Source organism: Comamonas brasiliensis (assembly GCF_018292285.1).
Taxonomy (GTDB): Bacteria; Pseudomonadota; Gammaproteobacteria; order Burkholderiales; family Burkholderiaceae_C; genus Comamonas; species Comamonas brasiliensis.
In genome coordinates, this window is record NZ_JAANES010000002.1 from 185,431 (window position 1) to 207,596 (window position 22,166).

At 62.3% G+C, this 22,166-nt stretch carries 22 protein-coding genes; 12 read left to right on the forward strand and 10 right to left on the reverse strand.

What is annotated here, in order from left to right; translation table 11 throughout:
- Positions 1–76: 76 nt before the first annotated feature.
- From DJFAAGMI_RS09170 to DJFAAGMI_RS09195, 6 genes are all read right to left on the reverse strand, one after another.
- Positions 77–274: a DUF2970 domain-containing protein gene (locus DJFAAGMI_RS09170; protein WP_003051791.1), complete on the reverse strand. Its 198-nt coding sequence runs from the start codon at positions 272–274 to the stop codon at positions 77–79.
- On the reverse strand, positions 271–885 hold the full coding sequence (locus tag DJFAAGMI_RS09175) for a cytochrome c oxidase assembly protein (protein ID WP_003075489.1): 615 nt from the start codon (positions 883–885) through the stop codon (positions 271–273). Before DJFAAGMI_RS09175 ends, DJFAAGMI_RS09170 begins: the two co-directional genes overlap by 4 nt.
- Positions 886–920: 35 nt before the next feature.
- Positions 921–1,031 (reverse strand): cytochrome oxidase small assembly protein, encoded by a 111-nt coding sequence (locus tag DJFAAGMI_RS09180; protein WP_003075487.1) that lies wholly within the window; start codon positions 1,029–1,031, stop codon positions 921–923.
- Positions 1,032–1,041: 10 nt separating this feature from the next.
- The gene (gene ctaD, locus DJFAAGMI_RS09185) at positions 1,042–2,685 is read right to left on the reverse strand and encodes a cytochrome c oxidase subunit I (RefSeq protein WP_003051784.1); all 1,644 of its coding nucleotides are present in this window, start codon (positions 2,683–2,685) and stop codon (positions 1,042–1,044) included.
- Between the two features lie 34 nt (positions 2,686–2,719).
- The gene (gene coxB / locus DJFAAGMI_RS09190) at positions 2,720–4,294 is read right to left on the reverse strand and encodes a cytochrome c oxidase subunit II (RefSeq protein WP_211456905.1); all 1,575 of its coding nucleotides are present in this window, start codon (positions 4,292–4,294) and stop codon (positions 2,720–2,722) included.
- A 579-nt stretch (positions 4,295–4,873) separates the two neighbouring features.
- On the reverse strand, positions 4,874–5,782 hold the full coding sequence (locus tag DJFAAGMI_RS09195; protein ID WP_043003364.1) for a class I SAM-dependent methyltransferase: 909 nt from the start codon (positions 5,780–5,782) through the stop codon (positions 4,874–4,876).
- A 90-nt stretch (positions 5,783–5,872) separates the two neighbouring features.
- Between DJFAAGMI_RS09195 and DJFAAGMI_RS09200 the strand changes: the two genes are divergently transcribed.
- The 3 genes from DJFAAGMI_RS09200 (at position 5,873) to DJFAAGMI_RS09210 (ending at position 7,639) form a co-directional block, all read left to right on the forward strand.
- The gene (locus DJFAAGMI_RS09200; RefSeq protein ID WP_249334110.1) at positions 5,873–6,613 is read left to right on the forward strand and encodes a ComF family protein; all 741 of its coding nucleotides are present in this window, start codon (positions 5,873–5,875) and stop codon (positions 6,611–6,613) included.
- Between the two features lie 70 nt (positions 6,614–6,683).
- Complete coding sequence (trmL, locus tag DJFAAGMI_RS09205) at positions 6,684–7,178, forward strand: tRNA (uridine(34)/cytosine(34)/5-carboxymethylaminomethyluridine(34)-2'-O)-methyltransferase TrmL (RefSeq protein ID WP_211456907.1); 495 nt, start codon at positions 6,684–6,686, stop codon at positions 7,176–7,178.
- Positions 7,179–7,330: 152 nt separating this feature from the next.
- Complete coding sequence (locus DJFAAGMI_RS09210; RefSeq protein ID WP_003051774.1) at positions 7,331–7,639, forward strand: DUF4148 domain-containing protein; 309 nt, start codon at positions 7,331–7,333, stop codon at positions 7,637–7,639.
- 103 nt (positions 7,640–7,742) lie between these two features.
- Here DJFAAGMI_RS09210 and DJFAAGMI_RS09215 read toward each other — a convergent pair whose 3' ends face one another.
- Both DJFAAGMI_RS09215 and DJFAAGMI_RS09220 read right to left on the reverse strand, forming a co-directional pair.
- A complete protein-coding gene (locus tag DJFAAGMI_RS09215; RefSeq protein WP_034366233.1) occupies positions 7,743–8,207 on the reverse strand; it encodes a MaoC family dehydratase in 465 nt (154 codons plus the stop codon).
- Between the two features lie 132 nt (positions 8,208–8,339).
- Positions 8,340–8,972, reverse strand: a complete 633-nt coding sequence (locus DJFAAGMI_RS09220) for a LysE family transporter (protein WP_043003361.1) — start codon at positions 8,970–8,972, stop codon at positions 8,340–8,342.
- A 205-nt stretch (positions 8,973–9,177) separates the two neighbouring features.
- Between DJFAAGMI_RS09220 and kefC the strand changes: the two genes are divergently transcribed.
- Both kefC and DJFAAGMI_RS09230 read left to right on the forward strand, forming a co-directional pair.
- Positions 9,178–11,070, forward strand: a complete 1,893-nt coding sequence (gene kefC, locus DJFAAGMI_RS09225; RefSeq protein ID WP_043003360.1) for a glutathione-regulated potassium-efflux system protein KefC — start codon at positions 9,178–9,180, stop codon at positions 11,068–11,070.
- Positions 11,071–11,086: 16 nt separating this feature from the next.
- Complete coding sequence (locus DJFAAGMI_RS09230; RefSeq protein ID WP_043003359.1) at positions 11,087–11,539, forward strand: DUF1841 family protein; 453 nt, start codon at positions 11,087–11,089, stop codon at positions 11,537–11,539.
- Between the two features lie 60 nt (positions 11,540–11,599).
- Here DJFAAGMI_RS09230 and DJFAAGMI_RS09235 read toward each other — a convergent pair whose 3' ends face one another.
- A complete protein-coding gene (locus tag DJFAAGMI_RS09235) occupies positions 11,600–12,262 on the reverse strand; it encodes a c-type cytochrome (RefSeq protein ID WP_043003358.1) in 663 nt (220 codons plus the stop codon).
- Between the two features lie 116 nt (positions 12,263–12,378).
- On the opposite strand from DJFAAGMI_RS09235, the gene DJFAAGMI_RS09240 reads away from it, so the two are divergent.
- From DJFAAGMI_RS09240 to DJFAAGMI_RS09270, 7 genes are read left to right on the forward strand one after another with little or no spacing between them, the layout of a single operon-like run.
- Positions 12,379–13,221 carry an AAA family ATPase gene (locus DJFAAGMI_RS09240; protein ID WP_003051760.1) on the forward strand — a complete coding sequence of 281 codons (843 nt, stop codon included), beginning with the start codon at positions 12,379–12,381 and terminating at the stop codon, positions 13,219–13,221.
- A gap of 33 nt (positions 13,222–13,254) precedes the next feature.
- On the forward strand, positions 13,255–13,476 hold the full coding sequence (locus DJFAAGMI_RS09245) for a hypothetical protein (protein WP_211456908.1): 222 nt from the start codon (positions 13,255–13,257) through the stop codon (positions 13,474–13,476).
- Positions 13,477–13,487: 11 nt separating this feature from the next.
- A complete protein-coding gene (locus tag DJFAAGMI_RS09250) occupies positions 13,488–14,090 on the forward strand; it encodes a GNAT family N-acetyltransferase (protein ID WP_003051756.1) in 603 nt (200 codons plus the stop codon).
- A gap of 18 nt (positions 14,091–14,108) precedes the next feature.
- Positions 14,109–15,296, forward strand: a complete 1,188-nt coding sequence (locus DJFAAGMI_RS09255) for a vWA domain-containing protein (protein ID WP_003051754.1) — start codon at positions 14,109–14,111, stop codon at positions 15,294–15,296.
- 4 nt (positions 15,297–15,300) lie between these two features.
- Positions 15,301–17,208 carry an autotransporter assembly complex protein TamA gene (locus tag DJFAAGMI_RS09260; RefSeq protein WP_472924646.1) on the forward strand — a complete coding sequence of 636 codons (1,908 nt, stop codon included), beginning with the start codon at positions 15,301–15,303 and terminating at the stop codon, positions 17,206–17,208.
- Between the two features lie 2 nt (positions 17,209–17,210).
- Positions 17,211–21,446 (forward strand): translocation/assembly module TamB domain-containing protein, encoded by a 4,236-nt coding sequence (locus DJFAAGMI_RS09265; RefSeq protein ID WP_211456910.1) that lies wholly within the window; start codon positions 17,211–17,213, stop codon positions 21,444–21,446.
- A gap of 57 nt (positions 21,447–21,503) precedes the next feature.
- Positions 21,504–21,779: a hypothetical protein gene (locus tag DJFAAGMI_RS09270; protein ID WP_211456911.1), complete on the forward strand. Its 276-nt coding sequence runs from the start codon at positions 21,504–21,506 to the stop codon at positions 21,777–21,779.
- A gap of 45 nt (positions 21,780–21,824) precedes the next feature.
- Here the strand turns inward: DJFAAGMI_RS09270 and DJFAAGMI_RS09275 are convergent, their stop codons facing one another.
- Entirely contained in the window at positions 21,825–22,100 is a 276-nt protein-coding gene (locus DJFAAGMI_RS09275; protein ID WP_034353877.1) for a metal/formaldehyde-sensitive transcriptional repressor, read from the reverse strand.
- Between the last annotated feature and the right edge of the window lie 66 nt (positions 22,101–22,166).

Consider the following 22,166-nt stretch of genomic DNA (forward strand, 5'->3'; position numbering starts at 1 on the left):
GACTCTGTTGATCGTTGTTTTGACCGACGCTCCACTATCACTGGCACTGCATTCGCCACCTGCCCTCAGCCAGAGGCTAAACGACCAGGTTGACGATCCATATCAACGCTAATACCAAGGCAAAAATCGCCACCAGCCCCACGGCAATCACATGCAGCGGCGTGATGCTGGCGAAATCCTTCTCGTACTCCTTGCCCTTGCGCACGCCCAGCATGGCCCAGGCGACGGCCACGATGCTGCGCCAGAAGCCTGTCTTCTTGGCATCCTGCGTCATGAGCTGCCTCCGGGCGTGACGACTGCAGCCGTGCTGCCTTCGGGCGCTGCAGGGGTCTTGCCGCCCACCTCGAAGAAGGTGTAGGACAGCGTGATCGTCTTCACATCCTTGGAGATGCGCGGATCGATGACAAAGGCCACCGGCCACTCACGCTTCTCGCCGGGCTCCAGCGTGTACTGCGAAAAGCAGAAGCACTCCATCTTGTTGAAGAAGGCCGTGGCCTGGCGCGGCGCATAGCTGGGGATGGCCTGAGCGGCCATGCGCCGGTTCTGCACGTTCTGGAATTCATACATCACCGTGGCCAGCTCGCCGGGGTGGACCTGCACCGAACGCTTGGCCGGCTTGAAGTCCCAGGGCCCGCGTGCATTGGCATCGAACTCCACGGTGATGGTGCGGCTGGTGTCGATCTGGCTGTTGGGCGGAAGCTTCACGTCGCGGCCCGCCACGCCGGCACCGGGCACCTGCTTTTCGGACAGCGACAGGATGTTGATGCCCGTCAGCTCGCAGATATGCTTGTAGATGGGAATGAGCACATAGCCGAACGCAAACATGCCCAGGGCAACGATCGCCAGCTTGCCCACCATCTTCGCGTTTTCCTTGGCTATGCTCACCTCAAGCTCCTTCACTCGGTTGCCGTCGGCCTGCCTCAATGCAGCCAGGCCATCTTCACCACAAAGCCGATAAAGAACACGGCAGCCGTTGAGGCCAGGATCAGCCCCAGCCTCCGGTTCGCCTTGCGTTGCTCCTGTGTCGTCATGCGCGCCTCCTCAACCGATCACCTTGGTGGCGGTTTCATCGAGCTTGGGAGGCGTCTCGAAGGTGTGGAACGGAGCCGGAGAAGGCACTTCCCATTCCAGGCCTTCGGCCGCTTCCCAGGGCTTTTGCGGCGCCTTTTCTCCATGGCCGCGCATCGCGGGCCAGACGACGAACAGGAAGAAATACACCTGCATCAGACCGAAGCCAAAGCCGCCCAGGGAGGCAATCATGTTGAAGTCGGCGAACTGCATGGGGTAGTCGGCATAGCGACGCGGCATGCCGGCCAGACCCAGGAAGTGCATGGGGAAGAAGGTGATGTTGAAGAAGATCAGCGAGCCCCAGAAGTGGATGCGGCCGCGCGTCTCGGAATACATCACGCCCGTCCACTTGGGCGACCAGTAGTAATAGCCGGCGAACATGGAGAACAGCGAACCGGCCACCAGCACATAGTGGAAGTGGGCCACCACGTAATAGGTGTCCTGCAGCTGGATGTCGATGGGCGCCATGGACAGGATCAGTCCCGTGAAGCCGCCCATGGTGAACACGAAGATGAAGCCCACTGCGAACAGCATCGGGGTTTCAAAGCTCATGGAGCCGCGCCACATGGTGGCCGTCCAGTTGAACACCTTCACGGCCGTGGGCACGGAGATCAGCATCGTCGCGTACATGAAGAACAGCTGTCCCGTGACCGGCATGCCGGTGGTGAACATGTGGTGCGCCCAGACGATGAAGGACAGGATGGCAATCGCCGCCACGGCATAGACCATGGAGGTGTAGCCGAACAGCCTCTTGCGGCTGAAGGCGGGCACGATCTGGCTGACGATGCCGAAGGCCGGCAAGATCATGATGTAGACCTCGGGGTGGCCGAAGAACCAGAAGATATGCTGGTACATCACCGGATCGCCGCCGCCCGCAGGATTGAAGAAGCTGGTGCCGAAGTGGCGGTCGGTCAGCGTCATGGTGATGGCGCCGGCCAGCACCGGCATCACGGCGATCAGCAGATAGGCGGTGATCAGCCAGGTCCAGGCAAACAGCGGCATCTTCATCAGCGTCATGCCGGGCGCGCGCATGTTCAGGATGGTGACGATGATGTTGATCGCGCCCATGATGGAGCTGGCGCCCATGATGTGCATGGCAAAGATGCTGGTGTCCATGGACGGACCCATCTGCAGCGTCAGCGGCGCATACAGCGTCCAGCCGGCTGCGGGCGCACCGCCGGGCATGAAGAACGAGCCCACCAGCATGATGCCGGCAGGAATCAGCAGCCAGAAGCTGAAGTTGTTCATGCGCGCAAACGCCATGTCTGAAGCACCGATCTGCAGCGGCAGCATCCAGTTCGCGAAGCCCACGAAGGCCGGCATGATGGCGCCGAACACCATGATCAGGCCGTGCATGGTGGTCAGCTGGTTGAACAGCTCGGGGTTGACGATCTGCAGGCCGGGCTCGAACAGCTCGGCACGGATCAGCATGGCCAGAATGCCTCCCACCATCAGCATGGTGAAGGAGAACAGCAGGTACATCGTGCCGATGTCCTTGTGATTGGTGGCAAACAGCCAGCGACGCCAGCCCGAGGGCATGGCGTGGTGATGGTCGTCGTGCCCATGGTCGTGACCATGACCCTCATGGGTGTGGACGGGAGGAACTACGGCGCTCATATTCTTTTCTCCAATCGGTCTCTATACCCGGGGCTTACTTCGCAGCCGTGATGTCAACACGGCGTGCCTGCTGGTCCGCGCCTGCTGCAGCCGTGATGGTCTCGGGCTTGCGCAACTCGATGCGGTCACCCGCAATGCCGCTGTCCTCCAGCAGCTTGGCCACCGCCTTGGCTCGCTCCTTGGCCAGCTCCGCGTTCTTGTCGGCGTTGCCGGTGGAGTCCACAAAGCCCGACAGGGCAATCTTGCCGTCCTTGTGGGCCTTCCAGTACTCGGCCGCCTTCTTCACCGCAGCCTGAGCCTGATCGTCCAGCGCGCTCTTGCCGGTCTCGAAAAAGACCTGATAAGGGCCGGCGTCGCTGGCAGCAGCGGCTGCACCTTGTACGGGAGCAGCTGAGTCGGCAGCCGAAGCTGCGGGTGCCGCACTGCCGCCGCCTTCAGGAAACTTGCCGCCGCGCGCAGCCACAAACTGGGCGGGCTGCACCAGCTGACCGGTCTGGTTGCTCCAGTGGTTCTTGGCAAAAGTCACCACTGCAGCCAGCTCGGTGTCGCTCAGCTGCTTCCAGGCCGGCATGGCGCCGTTGGCGCGGCCTTCGAGCACGGCATGCATCATGTCGGCCGTGGGACCCAGCACCACGGGACTGCCGTCCAGCGGCTTGATGGGACCGGCGCCCTTGCCATTGGCCTGGTGGCAGGCAGCGCAGTTGGCCGCATACACTTTTTCGCCACGTGCCACCAGATCGGCCAGCACCCAGACCTTGTTCGGATCATCAGCCTTGGCGGCCAGCTTCTTCTTTTCCTCGGCCACCCAGGCGCTGTAAGCCTCCGCAGACAGCACCTTCACGTGGATGGGCATGTAGGCATGTTCCTTGCCGCACAGCTCGGCACACTGACCGTAGTAGTCGCCAGTCTTCTCGGCCTTGAACCAGGTGTCGCGCACAAAGCCGGGAATCGCGTCCTGCTTGATGCCAAAGGCCGGCACCATGAAGGAGTGGATCACATCGTTGGCCGTGGTGATGATGCGCACCTTCTTGCCCACGGGCACGACCAGCGGGTTGTCGACTCTCAGCAGATAGTCACTGGGCGCGTTGCTCACATCGCCGCTGTTGGACATCTGGCGCTGTGCGTTATCCAGCGTGGACACAAAGCCCAGGCCTTCGCCCTCGCCGCTCAGATAGTCATAGCCCCATTTCCACTGGTAGCCGGTGGCCTTGATGGTGAGGTCGGCGTTGGTCGTGTCTTTCTGTGCCACCAGCACCTTGGTGGCAGGCAGTGCCATCAGAATCACGATGATGAAGGGGGCCACCGTCCAGGCCACTTCCACCTTGACCGATTCATGGAAGTTCGCGGCCTTGGCTCCCTGGGATTTGCGGTGCTTCCAGATGGAATAGAACATCACCCCGAACACCGCGATGAAGATCACCGTGCAGATGATGAGCATCATCCAGTGCAGCCAGTGCTGCTCCACGGCAATGCGTGTCACAGGCGGATGCAGGTTGAGTTGGTTGACGGCAGGACCTCCCGGCAGATCCTGCGCCGCATAGGCCATGGAACTGCCCCACGCCGCCAAGGCCAAACTCCAGGGAACCAGCTTGGTGGAAATGTTTTTCATCGTTTTCACTTACCTCAAAGCCTCAGTTGTCCACTCGCTCACACCGCTTCCGCCGCTACTGGCCAGAAGGCTGTGACACTCACACTACCTCGCGAACTTCAACGCAGCATGCCCCAGAATTTGATAGCACTGTCTGCGCGCATTCACTAATGCATGTACCGGAAACCCATGCCAACCGGGCTTGCGCAGGCAAGCCTCGCCGGACTTGAAACTCGTACTGGCAAGCGCATCTCACGGCAAGTGCCGGACATGGCTGGAACTGGCCTGGCAGCCAAAACAGAAAGCGGGGAGATGGGACGCTGCCGTACCGCGGTCACCGCCGGGCACAGGGATGCGTCAGCGCAGCAGGAGGCTGGCTTGTGGTGATGATGAAATGCGAAAACCGGCCGCTGTCGAACCCGCTGGCCAGTCCCCTTGGCAAAGCGAAACACCCGATATCTCCCCTGGCGGCTTGGGCCGCACTGTCTGTTGTCCTTCAGGCAGGAGAGAAGCCCGAAGGATTGCTGCTATCCATGAAGTAACTAGGGGAAATTGTAGGCAGCTTTGTGTCGAATCAATGACCGGAAAACGACAGATGTGCTATCGCAAACCCGTGTTGCGCGGCTGCTTGAGCATGGCCTTCATGTCTTCCAGCGACACGGCGCTATTGGCCTCCAGACGCAGCTTGGGCTGCGGTTTGTAGGCGTGGCCATAGACGATCTCGAAGGTCAGCGAGAGCTGGCCATCGGGCTGCTTGTCGGCCCAGCGCTCCTCAATTTTCTGCAGCAGCCCGGCCTTCCAGCCGCGACCGCGCAGGCCGGCAAAACGCCCGGGGTGGAAATTGCGGCCCAGTTCGCGCAGCTCCTGCAGCAGACGCTGCGGCGTGGCAAAGGTCAGGGTGATGCGCTCCATGTCCATCACGGGCTCGGCAAAGCCGGAATGCACCAGCATGTCGCCCCAGTCATGCATATCGGTAAACGTATGACCTGCCGGCCCCCAGCCGAGTTCGGCGTAGAGCCTGTGCAGCTGCTGCACGGTATCCGGACCGAGGCAGGAGAACATGACATAGCCATCGACCTTGAGCGCCTTGTGCCAGCGCTCGATCAGGGTCTGCGGGTCGGCTGCCGTATGCAGCAGCATATTGGCCCAGAGCATGTCCATGCTGCCGTCCGCAGGCTCGGCCATGTGCACGGCCGCCCCCTTCCAGCGCGAGAGCTGCCACCAGCGGCTGCCGAGCTTGTCCTGCGCCACTGCCTCGCGGCGGGCCACGGGTTCATGGATCGTACATTCGGCCTGCGGATAGCGCTCGCGCAGCAGTTGGTGTGCCTGCATGCCACCTCGCACCGGCTCCCAGTGGCACCAGGTCTCGGGCGGCTTCACGATCCAGTCCAGGCGCTGCTGCATGCGGCTGGCCACCTCCTCGTGCAACCAGGGGGATTCGGCCGGAGCGGCCATTTGCCAATGGTTTGCAGCGATGGAATCAATGGTGGGTGGCAGGGCGTGGGACATGGGCAGACAGAAGCGGGCAGATGGCCGAATAAGCGTTCAGCTCACCAACTGCCGGAAAGAAGATCAATGCGGCGCGAGTATATTGATTCCATGCCCGACCTTCATGCGACATGGCTTTCGCACCTGCAGCGCCAGCAGCAGCGCTGGCTGGATGCTCTACCCAGCCAGTGCGCAGTCTGCGGACGCTGGCCCGGACCACGCATCTGCCACGACTGCCAGGCGCGCTGGGCGCAGCAAAAGCACCGCTGCCATAGCTGCGCCCTGCCGCTGCCCTCCCTGGTCAGCCTCTGCGGTAGCTGCCTCAAGCAGCCGCCCCGGCTCAAACGCTGTACCTCCGTGCTGGACTATGCCTACCCCTGGCAGGACCTCATCACGCGCTACAAATTTCAGGCCGATCTGGGGTTGGCGCGCAGTCTGGGAAGGCTGATGGCCGGCCATCCCGAAGTCAGAGAGCAGTTGCGGGCCTGCGCTGCCTTGCTGCCCATGCCTGCCTCCGATGAGCGCGTGCGCGAGCGCGGCTTTGACCACTGCCTGCTGCTGGCACGCGCCCTCAGCGCGCAGTACGACACCTGCTTGCCCTTGCTGAGCGGGGTGGTGCGGCGCAGACATCTGGAGCTGCCCCAGCATGCCTCCAGCCGTGAGCAACGGCTGCGCCAGCTGCGCAATGTCTTCAGCCTCGACCCTGCCCGGAAGCCCCTCATCGAAGGGCAAGCGATTTTGCTGCTGGACGACGTGATGACGACCGGCGCCACGCTGGATGCACTGGCCCGCTGCCTGCTTTCGGCGGGCGCCGCCTCGGTCAGTGCCGTCGTGCTGGCGCGCACGCCTTGACCCATATTTGCCAGTCTGGAACTGCGGGGCCCGCAGCGCAGGTAAAAGCCGGGCGGCACAATAGCGCCCCATGTTTCATATCGTTCTTGTGGCGCCCGAAATTCCCCCCAACACGGGCAATGTCATCCGTCTGGCCGCCAACACGGGTTGCAGCCTGCATCTGATCGAGCCACTGGGTTTTTCCATGGAAGACCGGCATATGCGCCGTGCCGGACTGGACTATCACGAGTACGCCAATGTGGCCCGCCACGCCAGTTGGGAAGCCTTCCTCGCAAGCTGCCAGCCCCAGCGCGAGCGCATGTTTGCCATGACCACGCACAGCAGCAGTCCGGCCCATGCCATGGAATTCAAGGCGGGCGACTGGCTGGTCTTTGGCTCTGAAAGCAAGGGTCTGCCGCCCGAGGTGCGCGCCCAGTTCCCCAACGAGCAGCGACTGCGCCTGCCCATGCTGGCCTCTCAACGCAGCCTGAACCTGTCCAATGCCGTAGCCGTGACGGTGTTTGAAGCCTGGCGCCAGCAGGGTTTCGCGGGTGCTGCCCTTGCAGAGCCCAAGACTGCGCTTTAAGTTCCCGCTTATTGTCTCTAATTTCGGAACAATAAGTTGCGCAGCAGGGGGTTTTTCTCCTGATTAGATCGTCCTAAAGTACGACTCATGGACTTGCAGCCGACCGACGATATCCGCCAGGACTGCAGGCCCGACGTACCAAAGGACGAATCATGAAATACGCCAACCGCTTTGCCATCGTTGCCGCCCTGGCCATGTCCGCCGCCGCTGCACAGGCTGCAAGCTTTGACTTCACCGGCGATCACTACCCTCCCGAAGTTGCAGGTCAATCCACCCTGACCCGTGCTCAGGTCAATGCCCAGGTGCAGGACGCCATGGCCAAGGGCCAGCTGCAACTCGTTGGCGATGCCTATCTGCCCCTGTCCCAGCAACAGCAATCCAGCAACCTCAGCCGTGAGCAAGTGCGCCAGGAAACCATTGCCGCAGGCAAGGCCGGTTTGCTGGACAACTATGGCGAATGACGGACTCTGCGCAGCACCCTGCTTTGCGAGGTGCGGCTCAATAACAAAGCCCCAAGGCGCAAGCCAAGGGGCTTTTTTCATGGCCTGAAAATTACGCTGCGAATCAGGCCGCCGCACCAAAGCTGCGCGCCAGCGACTCGGCCACGCACACAGGCTTGTCGCTGCCTTCGCGCTCCACCGTCACCAGCCAGGTCATCTGAATGCCCTCAGGCTCGATGCGTTCCGCCGCCTGCAAGGTCATGCGCGCCCGCAAGCGGCTGTTGACAGGTACGGGAGCCATGAAGCGCACACGGTTGAGCCCATAGTTCACCCCCATCTTGGCTCCTTCGATCTTGAAAGTGCCTTCGAAGAACTTCGGCAGCAGGGACAGCGTGAGAAAGCCATGGGCAATCGGCGCACCGAACGGCCCCTGGGCAGCTCGCTCGGGATCGGTATGAATCCACTGCTGATCGCCCGTGGCATCGGCAAACATTTGAATCTGGGCCTGGGTGATGGTGATCCAGTCGCTGACGGCGACTTCCTGCCCAATCGAGGCCAGCACTTCGGAGTAGGAGCGAAAGGTTTTCATGCCTCCAATGTAGAAGCCCCCCGCCCCATGTCATGTCTGACGCGGGACAAGGGGCTTACCCTAGATTATTTAATCAAATATGCCGAACACCCAATATATTCAAGCGTTAAAAGCTATGCTTTTAGAAGCATCTCAGGCTTCACTGGAACGCTGAACAAAGAACAGGCCTGTACCCACGGCCATCAGCAGGCCGCCGAACACGCGGTTCTGATTGCGCATGGCGCGTGCGCTGCGCATCAGGCCGCGCAAGGCGCTGGCACCTGCTGCGTAGCTGTGCATCACCGTGGTGTCCACGGCCAGCATGGTCACGGCCAGAATCGCCAACTGCGGAGCCAGGGGACGGCTGGTGGTCATGAACTGGGGCAGCACGGCAACCATGAAGATGATGCCCTTGGGATTGGTGGCATTGGTCAGAAAGCCCGTCAGCACGCGCTTTTTGAGACTGGCCTCGGGCGCGGCCTCTTGCGCTGCCAGCGGCGAGCCGCCCGAACGCCACTGGCTGATGCCCAGATAGATGAGATAGCCGGCGCCCACGATCTTGACGGCATTGAAGGCCCACTCGGACGCCATGAGCAGCGAGCCCACGCCGGCACCTGCTATCAGCAAGATGAGCAGCAGCCCGAGCTGCAGACCCATGATGGTGGCGCTGGTCTTGCGCACGCCATAGGACAGCCCATGACTCATGGACAGCACAGCCCCCGACCCCGGCGAGACCGCGATGATCCAGGAGGCCACAAAAAAAGCAAACCAGGTGTGCAGATCCATACTCACTCCAAACGCCGATCTAAAGCGCCAGTCACAAAACGCTTATCTTAAAAGTTGCGCTGTCAACTTGCAGACGCATGGTTGACCAGGCGCTATAAGCATCAGGTAAACATTCATCTGCTTTTTTCTTTCTGTCAAAAATCTGACGCTTGGCTGCGGGTGCCAAAATGGAATCTCTCTAGGGTTAACACCACATAACATTCCCATGGAACACGGCTCTCCCATCTGGCTGACTTACGGCTTCATTTATCTTACGGCAGCAGTTCTGGCCGTCCCCATCGCCAGAGCACTGGGCCTGGGAGCCATCATTGGCTACCTGGGCGCCGGCATTGCCATGGGCCCCTGGGGCTTTGGCCTAGTCCGCAATGTGGACGACATCCTGCACTTTGCCGAGTTTGGCGTGGTGCTGATGCTGTTCGTGATCGGACTTGAGCTGCAGCCCAAGCGCCTTTGGGAGCTGCGGCGCCCCATCTTCGGCTGGGGCATGGCCCAGATGGTGGTCTGCACCGGCATTCTGTTCCTGGCCGCCTGGGCCTTCGGTCTGTCCTGGCGCGTCAGCCTGATCGCAGGCATGGGCCTGGCACTGTCATCCACTGCCGTCTGCCTGCAGATCATGGCCGAGCGCAATCTGATGCGCACTCCCAGCGGACAGGCCGCCTTCTCCATCCTGCTGTTCCAGGACGTGGCGGCCATCCCCATCCTGGCGCTGATTCCGATTCTGGGCGCCTACAAGGCCGCCCATGCCAGCCACGGCGACAGCCATGTCTGGCTGGCCATTCTGAAGACCGTGGGCACGATTGGCGCCGTCATCATCGGCGGCCGATTGCTGCTGCAGCCGCTGCTGCGCTGGATTGCGCGCAGCAAGACCCCCGAGATCTTCACCGCCACCTCCCTGCTGCTGGTCGTGGGCATTGCCATGCTGATGACGCAGGTGGGCCTGTCCATGGCGTTGGGCGCCTTCCTGGCCGGCGTGCTGCTGGCCGACAGCGAATACCGCAGCGAGCTGGAAACCAATATCGAGCCGTTCAAAGGCCTGCTGCTGGGCCTGTTTTTCATGGCCGTGGGCATGAGCATCGACTTTGGCGTCATCCTCCAGTCCCCCTGGACCATGGCCGCCATGGTGACGGGCTTTATTGCGCTGAAGGCAGTGATGATCTTCGGTCTGGCCAGATTCATGCAGATTCCCTGGCGCGAGCGCCCGGTGTTCACGCTGATGCTGGCGCAAGGCGGCGAGTTCGCCTTTGTGGTGTTCCAGACGGCGGCGCAGTACAAGGTGTTTCGCCACAGCGTCTCGTCCATGCTGGTCGCGGCCGTGGCCCTGTCCATGCTGCTGGGCCCGCTGCTGCTGGTGCTGCTGGACAAACTGCTGCTGCGCCGCTTCTCCACCATCAGCGACGAGGAATGCGGCATGGAGAAGGCCCAGGAAATCTCCGAGCCTCAGGATTCGCCCATCATCATTGCCGGCTTCGGCCGCTACGGCCAGATCGTGGCTCGTGTGTTGCTGGCCCAGGGCATACGCCCGACCATCCTGGACCATAGCGTGGAAATGCTGGAGGCCGCGCAGATCTACGGCCACCGCGTGTTCTACGGCGATGCCACACGCATGGACCTGCTGCGCATTGCAGGCGCGGCCCAGGCCCATGTGCTGGTGATTGCCGTCGACACCACCGAGCAGTCCCTCAAGATAGCCAGTCAGGTGCGCAAGCATTTCCCCAACCTCGAGATCGTGGCCCGTACCCGAGACCTGGATCACTGGTTCCGCCTGCGCGATCTCGGAGTCGAGCATGCCCAGCGCGAAGTCTTCGAGTCCAGCCTGATCTCGGCCCAGTCGGTGCTGGAGCTGCTGGGTCAGAGTCCGGCCGAAGCCCAACGCATCACGGCACGGTTCAGGGAGCACAATCTGGCGCTGGCCGAGCGCATGTACCCGCACTACAAGGACAAGAACCAACTGATTGCAGTGGCCAAGCAGGGCCGCCAGCAACTGGTGGAGCAGATGGCCAAGGAGCGTGCCGATCTGCTGGCCGACAACGCAGATGTACCCGATACGCCCCTGGCCAGCGAGCAAGACCACAGTCCAGCCGACGCCCGGCAGCCGTGATACGCTGCGCGCCATCATGTTCAACCCCAGTCAAGCCGACGTACGGCGATTTTTTTGCGGTGTGCGCGCCAAGATGATCAGCGGCGCGCCCATGGAGGCCATCGAGACGCTGGCCAGCCTGTGGATAGACGAGCACCCCGAGTATTTCGACGAGCTCTCCGACGTGGATGCCGCAGTGGCGCGCAACTACGATGCGGAGACCGAGCGTACCAACCCGTTTCTGCACCTGTCCATGCATCTGTCCATCAGCGAGCAGTGCAGCGTGGACTCGCCACGCGGCATACGCCAGGCCGTGGAACTGCTGACCAGAAAGCGTGACCTGCATGACGCCCATCACGCCGCCATGGAATGCCTGGGCCAGATGCTCTGGGAAAGCCAGCGCTCGGGACGCCCGCCCGATGGCGAGGCCTATGTTGCCGGAGTGCAGCGTCTGGCGACCACCGACGGTAGTTTCAAAAGCAGCCTCTGAGGTGCCCTCTGAAAAACACAAAGCCCGCCTTGGCGGGCTTTGTGTTTGCCGAAGCTCGATTTATTTCTGGCCCAGACGGAAATGCGGTTGCGCCACCACCTGCATCTCGCTGTCCAGACTGCCTATGTATCGGGCCAGTTGCTGCAGCTCGTCGTTCTTGAACTGTTTGGCAATGCCGGCCATCACGCCATTGCTGCGCCCGATGATGGGATTGCCCTCGGTCCTGTAGGCCTGCAAAGCCCGGAACACATAGTCCGAATACTGCCCTGCCACCTTGGGATAGGACGGATCGATGGGCTTGGAAAAGCCTTCGCCATGGCAGGAGAAGCAGGCGCCTTTTTGCAGCAGCGCCGTGACGGCCGGGTTGGCTTCCTTGGGCTTGCCGTCCTTGGCCTTGGCATGCCCCGCATAGTAGGCTGCCACATCGGCCATGTCCTGCTCGCTCAGCGAGTCTGCAATGCCGCGCATGGTGGGGTGTTTGCGTTCGCCTTTCTTGTAGGCGTTCAGGGCCGAGACGATATAGGCCTCGTTCTGCCCACCGATCATGGGTACCTTGTATACCTCAGGGAAGCTGGCCTGATAACCGGTGATGCCATGACAGCCTATGCACATGGCGATCTTGCCTGCGCCAGCCTTTGCATCGCCCTTGACAGCCTGGGCGTTCGCCGCGCCGGTCACTGATGCGACAACTACTGCCAATACCGTGGTCCAAGTTTTTATCATTTTGCGCGCACAATCCTTCAAGAGTTCAGACGGGTGCTCAAATGCCTTGCTGCAGTGCAAACGATTATGGCAGTGAGAATTTCGCACGCTTATCAATACTTACGCTGATACCGCCCATGAAGTTTCAAGGTTCCGACAAATACGTGGCCACGCAAGATCTGATGCTGGCCGTCAACGCTGCCGCTACCCTGCAGCGCCCTCTGCTCATCAAGGGCGAGCCCGGCACGGGCAAGACCATGCTGGCCGAGGAGGTCGCGCAGGCGCTGGACATGCCGCTGCTGCAGTGGCACATCAAGTCCACCACCAAGGCCCAGCAAGGCCTGTATGAGTACGACGCCGTGAGCCGCCTGCGTGATTCGCAACTGGGTGACGAGCGCGTCAAGGACATTCACAACTACATCGTCAAGGGCGTGCTCTGGCAGGCTTTCACGGCGGAACGCCCCGTAGCCCTGCTGATCGACGAGATCGACAAGGCCGACATCGAGTTCCCCAACGACTTGCTGCGCGAAATCGATCGCATGGAGTTCTATTGCTACGAGACCCACGAGATGATCCGCGCCAAGCACCGCCCGCTGGTCTTTATCACCTCGAACAACGAAAAGGAACTGCCCGACGCGTTCTTGCGCCGCTGCTTCTTCCACTACATCAAGTTCCCCGATGCCGACACCATGCGCCAGATCGTGGCCGTGCATTTCCCCAAGCTGCAGGGCGAACTGCTGAGCGCCGCGATGAAGGTCTTCTACGACGTGCGCAATCTGCCCGGCCTCAAGAAAAAGCCTTCGACCAGCGAGCTGATCGACTGGCTCAAGCTGCTGGTCGCGGAGGAGATTCCCGCATCGGCCCTGCAATCCGAGGAAGGCAAGGTCAGCGTGCCACCCCTGGTTGGCGCATTGCTGAAGAACGAACAGGATATGAGCCTGTTTGAAAAGCTGGTCTTCATGAACCAGCGCAATCGCTGAGCCGACATCAAAAAACCGAGGAGACACCGCCCCATGAGCACCGCACAACAACTGCTGCTGGAAGGCGGCTCCGACGCCGTCGGCTTTGTGGGCGGCGCCCTGCTGGGCTGGGGCCTGTCCCATGTGCTGGGCCTGGATCTGTTCGCCCAGGGTTATGGCGCCGGTAGCATTGCCGCCATCGCCATGGTGGGCCTGGGTGGAGGTCTGGGTCTCAAGTTGGCCCGATTCTGGCGCAGCAAGCGCAAATCTCATTGAGTGAGCAAGCCATGACTTTTGTAGAAACCGTGACCCTGCGCGACCGCGGCGTGCGGCTGGAGCCGCTGGCCCTGAGCCATGAGGCAGGTCTGGCCGCAGCCGCTGCCGATGGCGAGCTGTGGAAGATTCGCGTGACTTCCGTGCCCGAGCCTGGCGAGGTTCGCAGCTATATCGAGGCCGCGCTGCTGGGCCGTGACCAGGGCCACCGCTTTGCATTCGCCGTTCTTGACGATGCCAGTGGCAAGGTGCTGGGCACGACCAGCTATCACGACATCGTGCCGGCCATTCGCCGCGTGGAGATTGGCTACACCTGGTATGCCAAAAGCGTGCAGCGCACCCATGTGAACACCTCGGCCAAGCTGCTGCTGCTGGCCCATGCCTTCGGTACGCTGGGCTGCCATGTGGTGGGCTGGCGCACGGACAACTTCAACTTCGCCAGCCAACGCGCCATCGAGCGCCTGGGTGCCAAGAAAGATGGTGTGATCCGCGGCCATGCGCTGCGCCGCGACGGCACGATTCGCGACACCGTGATGTACAGCATGCGCAGTGGCGAATGGCCTGAAGCCCGTGCACAACTGCTCTATCTTCTGGAGCAACATGCACCCGCTGCATAAGCGCTGGAGGCATTTTTCATGCTGATCGATTTTTTCTATACCCTGCGTGCAGCCAAGCTGCCTGTGTCGGTCAAGGAGTTTCTGGCCCTGCTGGAAGCGCTGGACGCAGGCCTGATCGGCCCCAAGAGCGAGGATCGCTGGAGCCTGGACGACTTCTACCACCTGGGCCGAACCATTCTGGTCAAGGACGAGAAGCACTACGACAAGTACGACCGCGCTTTTTCCGCCTATTTCAAGGGCGTGGAGATGCTGGCCGACCTGACCAAGGAAATTCCGCAGGACTGGCTGCAAAAGCTGCTGGAGCGCGAACTCAGCCCCGAGGACAAGGCCAAGATCGAAGCCATGGGCTGGGACGAGCTGATGGAAACGCTCAAGAAACGCCTGGAGGAGCAGAAGGAACGCCACGAAGGCGGCAACAAATGGATCGGGACAGGCGGCACCAGCCCCTTCGGCCACGGCGGCTACAACCCGGCAGGCATACGCATTGGCGGGCCGGGCCGCAACAAGAGTGCCGTCAAGGTCTGGGAGCAGCGCGCCTACCGCGACTATGACGACACCCAGGAACTGGGCACGCGCAATATCAAGGTCGCGCTGCGCCGTCTGCGCAAGTTTGCGCGCCAGGGCAGCGAACTGGAGCTGGATCTGCCGGACACCATCCGTTCCACGGCAGCCAATGCGGGCTATCTCGACATCAAGATGATTCCCGAGCGGCACAACAATGTGAAAGTGCTGCTGCTCATGGACGTGGGCGGCACCATGGACGAGCATATCCAGCGTGTGGAGGAGCTTTTCTCGGCCGTGAAGAGCGAACTCAAGCATCTGGAGTTCTATTACTTCCACAACTGTGTCTACGACTTCATGTGGAAGAACAACCGCCGCCGATTTGCCGAGAAGTTTCCGACCTGGGACATCATTCGCAAGTACAACAAGGACTACAAGCTGATCTTTGTCGGCGATGCGACCATGAGCCCCTACGAGATCCTGCAGCCCGGCGGCTCGGTCGAGTACATGAACGAGGAGCCCGGTGCCGAATGGCTGCAGCGGCTGACGAATGCCTTCCCACACTTTGCCTGGATCAATCCGGAGCCCCAGGGCGTATGGCAGTACCGCCAGAGCATCAGCATCATCCAGCAGCTGATGGGTGACCGCATGTACCCTTTGTCGCTCAAAGGCTTGGAAGACGCCATGCGCATGCTGTCAAAATAGGGCCATGCCCCAGACCTTGCCCTTGAAAAAGCCGGCCTTGAGGCCGGCTTTGCTTTTGGGAGCCGCCTTGCTCCTCAGCGGCTGCAGCCTGCTTTCCCCCAAAGACAAAGAAGCCGAAGCCATGGGCATCGATACCAGCGGCCCGCCGGCCTTCACGCTGGAAGTCGATGCCCCCAAGCAAATCCGTGCGCTGCTGGAGCAGCATCTGGAACTCAAGCGCTTTCGCCACCAGCCCGATCTGCAGCGCCGCGAGCTGACACGCCTGCTGGGCGCGACCGATGCCAATGTGCGCGAGTTGATAGGCACCCTGGGCTACTTCAGTCCCACGGTGACTGTCGAGCTGACCGATACCCCCGAGGAAGAGGCACCACGCAAAGTGGTGGTCAAGGTCGACCCAGGCCCGCCCACCATCATTGAAAAATCCGATGTGCGTTTTACCGGCGTCAATGCCAGCGACGAGCTGGGAACCTCGCAGCGCCTGCAGATCGAGGAAACCTGGCCGCTGCAGGCTGGCGAGCAATTCTCGCAATCGGCCTGGAGCAGCGCCAAGAGCGGTGGCCTCAAGGAGCTGCAAAAACGCCGCTACCCGCTGGCACGCATAGATACCAGTCTGGCCGATGTGGATGCCGATACCAACAAGGCACAGGTCAGCGTGAGCTATGCCCCCGGCCCTGCCTATACCTTCGGTCCGCTGCAAATTGATGGTGCCGAGCGCTACGACCCGGTGCGCACGGCCCGTATCGCGCGCCTACCCGAGGGCCAGGAATACGATCTGCAAAGCATGCTCGATGCGCAGCAGCGTCTGGTCAGCAGTGGCTATTACGACTCGGTATTTCTTTCGCTGGCCGACTCCCCGCAACAGGCCGCCACCGAGGCTGAACGTGACGAGCAGCGCAAGAGCCAGGGCGCAGCCATCACCTCGCCCGTGATTGCCAAGGTGCGCGAAGCCAAGCTGCAGAAATGGGTGTTCGGTGTGGGCCTGAGCACGGACACCGGACCGCGCCTGTCCATCGATCACACTTACAACAAGGTGCCCGGTCTGAACTGGCGTGCCGTCAGCAAGCTGCAGCTGGACAGGAAGAACCCGCTGATCTCCACGCAACTGGTCGGCCTTCCCGGCGAGGATCTCTGGCGCTGGTTTGCCAGCGGCAAGCTCGAGCGCGCACCTGCGGGCGACTTCTACACCAACAGTGCGCAAATGCGCTTCGGCCGATCCAAGGCCGAAGACCGCATAGAACGCAATATGTACCTGCAGTACGACTATGCCAAGACCCAGGGTGCAGGTGCTCCGCCCGGTGCCTCCTCGTTGCTGGCCAACTATGGATGGACGGCCCGCTATTTCGACAACAATCTGCTGCCTACCTCGGGCTTCGGGCTGGCCCTGGAAGCCGGTGCAGGCACCACGCTGACGCCGCAACGCTCGCCGTTCGGGCGCCTAACGGGCCGCTGGCTGAGCCTGATACCGCTGGGCGAGCGTGACGAGGAAACCAGACGCCGCAGTCGTCTGCAGATCAAGGCCGGAGTCGGCGCCGTCATGGCCAAGAAAGATGTGGATCTGCCCACCACCATCATGTTTCTGACCGGTGGCGACAACACGGTGCGCGGCTACGGCTACCAATCGATTGGCGCACGCACCGACAACGGCCGCGTGATTGCCGGCCGCTATCTGGCCATGGGCAGCGTGGAGTGGCAGCGGCCCATCACCATCAAGGGCAATACGCAGGACTTCGAGCACGCCGTCTTTATCGATGCAGGTACGGTCGGCGACGATATCAACCGGCTCTACACCCGCGTCGGCTTTGGCACCGGCATCCGCTGGAAAAGCCCGGTCGGTCCGATTCAAGCAGATCTCGCCTGGGGCGCTCAGGAGCAGCAACTGCGCCTGCACCTGCGCCTGGGCTTCACGTTTTAAGCATGGCAGAAAAAGACACAACCCCTAGCGCCAAGGCCTCCTCCCCAGCCCCCAGACGCCGCCGCTGGCTGCGCGCGCTGGGCTGGACTATTGCAGCGGCCCTGCTCGCCCTGGCGCTGGCACTTGGCAGCCTGCTGTGGTGGATTGGCAGGGATGACTCGCTCAACCAGACGCTGCAGCGCGTGGCGGGCTGGCTGCCCGCAGACCAGAGCCTGGTGGCCAAGGAGGTCACGGGCAGCGTCAAGAACGGCGGCCGTATCGGCTGGCTGAAATGGCAAAGCCCGACCATGCAGGTCGAGGTCAATGAAGCACAGATCGGCTGGCAGTTCAGGCCTTTGCTGCTGTCCCGTACGCTCAAGCTGGGCGAAGTCCATATCGCCGAGTTGCGCATTGCCAGCACCCCCGACCCCGACAAACCCGCCAGCGAACCACTGCAGTCGCTGACCCTGCCAGTGAAGATAGAGCTGCCCTTCAGGATCGATCAGATCATCTGGCAAGGCCCGCCCGAGGCCGTGGTTCAGGACCTTCGCGGTCGCTATGAATACACGGGCACAGACCATGAACTCAAGGTCAGCAGCCTGCGTTTTGCCGAGGGCGCCTACCAGGCCCAGCTGAAGCTGCAGGGCGCCGCACCCATGGCGATGCAGGCCGAAGCAACAGGCGATGTGCAAGTGCCCAATCCTCTGGACAAGGACGGCGATGCCGGCACCACCATTGCCGTGCAAGCCAAGGTCACGGTCGAAGGCACGCTGGCCACCGAAGCGGCCAGGCTGGCAATCAAGGCCAATGCCAGCGCTGAAGCATCGCCCCCCGGCCCGGGAACTCAAGACCCGCAGGCAACCGAGCCGAAGCGGGAGAAGAGCGGGAGGCCGTCCAAAGCAGCAACGGCAGAGGTGGGCCCCATGCAGGCCGATGTGGAGGCCAGCATCATGCCCTGGCGCAGCCAGCCGCTACTGGCAGCCAAGGCCCTGCTCCAGAATCTCGATGTCTCGGCTTTCTGGCCTCAAGGGCCACGCACTCTGTTGACCGGCCAGTTGCAGGCCGGCCCAGACGAGACCGCTCCCACAGCTGCGAGTCTGGAAGCTCAGCCCTGGAAGCTCAACACCCGCTTCAGCAACGCACTGCCCGGCCCCTGGGACAAGCAGCGCCTGCCCGTGGCCGAGCTGACAGCCCGAATCGATTTCGATGGCCAGCAATGGCAGATGGACGACTCCCGTATCCAGATTGGCAAGGGCCATATCGCACTCGGCGGTCAGTTCACTCCGAGCACCCGCTTGTTCGAAGGCCTGGCCACGGTGGAACAGCTCAACCCGGCCGATCTCTACAGCACGCTGGAAGCCTCGCCCTTGCAGGGCCGGATCAGTGCCAAGGCCGTGCAGGCCGATGTCGACAGCAGCGACACAGCAGCCAGCAAGATAGTGTTTGACGCCAACCTGCAAGCGGCAGGCGGCAAGCGCGACAGCTCGGCGCTGCGCATTCAGACCCTGGCTGCCAGCGGCCAGTGGCAGGCCCCGCTCCTGCAGTTGGAAAAGCTGCAGCTGCAAGCACTGCAGGCCAGCGTCGATGCCAGGTCCGTGGAGTTCAATACCGAAACCCAGCAGGCCAAAGCCAGGCTCAAGGCCGCTGCTCCCGGTGCGCAACTGAGCATCGAAGGGCAGATGGGCCCCGCCAGCGGCGCTGTTCAAAGCCAGCTGCAGCTCGGCTCCATGAGCACGCTCACGCAATGGCTGCGCAAGCTGCCGGGCATCAAGGACCCACTGGGCGGTGCGCAGCTTGATGGCAGCGCAGATTTGCAACTGGCCCTGAAGGGCGGTTGGGAAAATCTGCTCAAGCGCCTGAGCGCCGCCCATGGTTCGGCCATTCCCGCCAGCGGCTTGCAGATTCAGGCCAAGCTGCGCGCCGAGAAAATTCGCTATCTGCCCGCCGGCACCGCAGTCGAGCAGAGCGCCGTCCTGCCTGCGCTGGCATTGAGCATTGACGGCAGCCCCGAAAATGCCAAGGTCGGCCTGACTGCGCAGGCTCAGCAAGCCGGCAAGAGCATTCTGCTCGACACCGCTTTGCAAGCCGGCCTGGCCAGCGGCAAGGGCATGGCCCCGCTGGACTGGCAGGCCAGCCTGGAAAAGCTGCAGGCCCAGCTCACCCCCGACAAGAACAAGCCCGGCCCCTGGGTCGTGCAGCTTCAGCCCGGTGCCCCCGTCCAGATCCAACAGTGCACCAGCGGCAGCACGGTGCTCAGCACCGTCTACCAACTCAGCGCCGGCAAGCTGCAGATCACGCCTCCGAAACTGGACCTCCGGCGTACCAGCAGCGAGCCACTGCCTCCCGCCCAGCTGACATGGGAGGCGAGCTCCGTCACCCGTGCCGGCAGCGGCCAATGGGGTGTGCGCAGCACAGGGCAGGCACTTGGAATTCCACTGGCCTGGGTCGATGCCTTCAGCCTGGGCGATGACGATCCGCCACTGGAAGCCGCCGGGATTTCCGGCGACCTGAGCTTCAACGCGCGCTGGAACCTGGACACCCTGGGCAAGGATCTCAAGGCCGATCTCACGGTCGAGCGCGCCGCAGGCGATCTGCGGCTGGCGGTGGACGATGGCTCCAGCACCACCGTCATCCAGACTACCGGACCCACTGCCACACGCGCCGGCGGCACGCGCACGCGCCAGATCGGCGGTGCAGGCATGCGCTCGCGCATCAAGGACATGCGCCTCAACGTGCAGGCCCAGGGCAGCCAGGTCAACGCCAAACTGCTTTGGGACAGCGAGCGCGCAGGCAAGCTCAGTGCCGACCTGCGCACCCAGCTCAGTTACCAGCAAGACGGCTGGACGCTACCCGCCACAGCGCCTCTGTCCGGTCAACTGCACGCCAATATGCCCGATATGGGGCTGTGGTCCTTGTTTGCGCCACCAGGCTGGCGCATTCAGGGCAGCCTGGCGGCGGATGCCAGCATCAGCGGCACCTTGCAGGACCCAAAGTGGCAGGGCGATATCAAGGCCGATGGGCTCAACATCGTGTCCTTGCTCGATGGCGTGGACCTGCGCGACGGCATTCTGCGCGCCAAGCTGCAAGGCACCAGACTGGACATTACCGAACTGCGCCTCAAGGGTGGCAAAGGCAGCCAGGCGCGCATTCTGGGCTATAGCGGCAATCTGACCCGAGCTCCTGAAGATGGCGGCCAGCTTACCGGCTCGGGCTACGCCCAGTTCACACCACCAGGTACGGAAGCCGAATCGGGCCTGAGCATGAATCTGCAGGCCAAGGCCAGCAAGCTGCAAGTACTGGTGCGCGCCGACCGTCAGGTCAGCGTCTCCGGTGATCTGCAGGCCCGGCTGGAGCAAGGCCAGTTCACGCTGCGCGGCGACCTGACGGTCGACAGAGCCTCCATCATCCTGCCCGAAGAATCCGCGCCATCGCTGGACAAGGACGTGGTGGTGCGCTCGGCGGCATCGCGCAAGGCCGAAGAGGAGGAGCGCCGGCGTAGCGAACAACAGGCCCGCAAGGAGCAGGCCCGCGCCACGCCACGCAAGGTGCCAGACATTCTCGTCAAGCTCGACATGGGACGTGACTTTGCGCTGCAAGGCTTTGGCATCACCACGCGACTGCTGGGTCAGCTTGAAGTGCGAGGCGCCAGCTACATCGGCGGCCCGCCCAGCGTGACCGGAGAAATCCGTACCGAGGAAGGCCGCTACCGCGCCTGGGGACAGTCGCTGAATGTGGAAACCGGACTGATACGCTTCAATGGCCCCTACAACAACCCCTCGCTGGACATACTGGCGCTGCGCCCGAATATTGCCGTCAAGGCCGGTGTGCAGGTGCTGGGCACAGCCAGTGCGCCACGCGTGCTGCTGTACTCGGACCCGGCCCTGCCCGACGCGGAAAAGCTCTCCTGGGTAGTCATGGGCCGCGACCCTGCCTCAGGCGGGGCCAGCAGCGCCCTGCTTCAGCAGGCCGCCATGGCCTTGCTGGCTGGTGGCAACAGTTCCAGCGGCAAGATTGCGGGCAGCCTGGGGCTCGATGAAGTCGGCTTCAAGGGCGGAGGGGACGGAACGGATGCAGCGGGCGCTGCGCTGACCATGGGCAAGCGCATTTCGGACAAGCTCTATCTGACCTACGAGCAGAGCCTGTCGGGAGCCATGGGCATCATCTACATCTTCTACGACCTGTCTCGCAGCGTCACCTTGCGCGCTCAAACCGGCATGACCAGCGCCATGGACATCGTCTATACCGTTCGCAAGGATTAAGCATGAAATATGCCTCTAGCCCTTTACTGGTAAGCGATAGCAGCTATCAGTTCTGAAATGCCACGCAGCCGCACTGCGCTGGAGCAAGCCGCTGGCAAGCTCATACTTCGCATCCAGCAGGAATGGATGCAGGAACTGGGCGAGCCTGCGGCCGCAGACAGCGAGCAAGTCATGAACCGCGCTCATGACTTGCTGCAGGCCGCATCGGCCCGCCGGCCCGGCCTCGGGCTACAGCAGCAGTCGATCGAAGAATTTCTGGGCAGGCAATGGCTGCACGGCCATCCTGGCGTGCAGCCATTCGTCAATGATCTCGCGGCGCTGGTGCAGCCCTGATCCACCGCTTCATCCATGCAGGCCGCCCACGCCTGCAGCCCAGCCCTATTTGACGTAGGAACGCAGCACCTTCACGACCAGCTCCAAGTCCTGTTCACGCTGCTCGGGCTTCGCGGCCTCGGCACCCAGATGCTCGCGCACATGGCCTTCGAGCAACTCCAGCATCAAGCCGTTGACGGCCCCGCGCACGGCCGCCAGCTGCTGCAGCACCACGGCACAGTCCTGCCCCTCTTCCAGAGCCCGCTCCAGAGCCTGCGTCTGCCCCTTGATGCGGCGGATGCGCGCAAGCAACGGTTTTTGATTCGAAACGGTATGCGACATATGCAGGAATTGTAGTCCTCCTGCCGGCATGGAAAATATACTGGGGTAGAGTATATAAAACCAAGC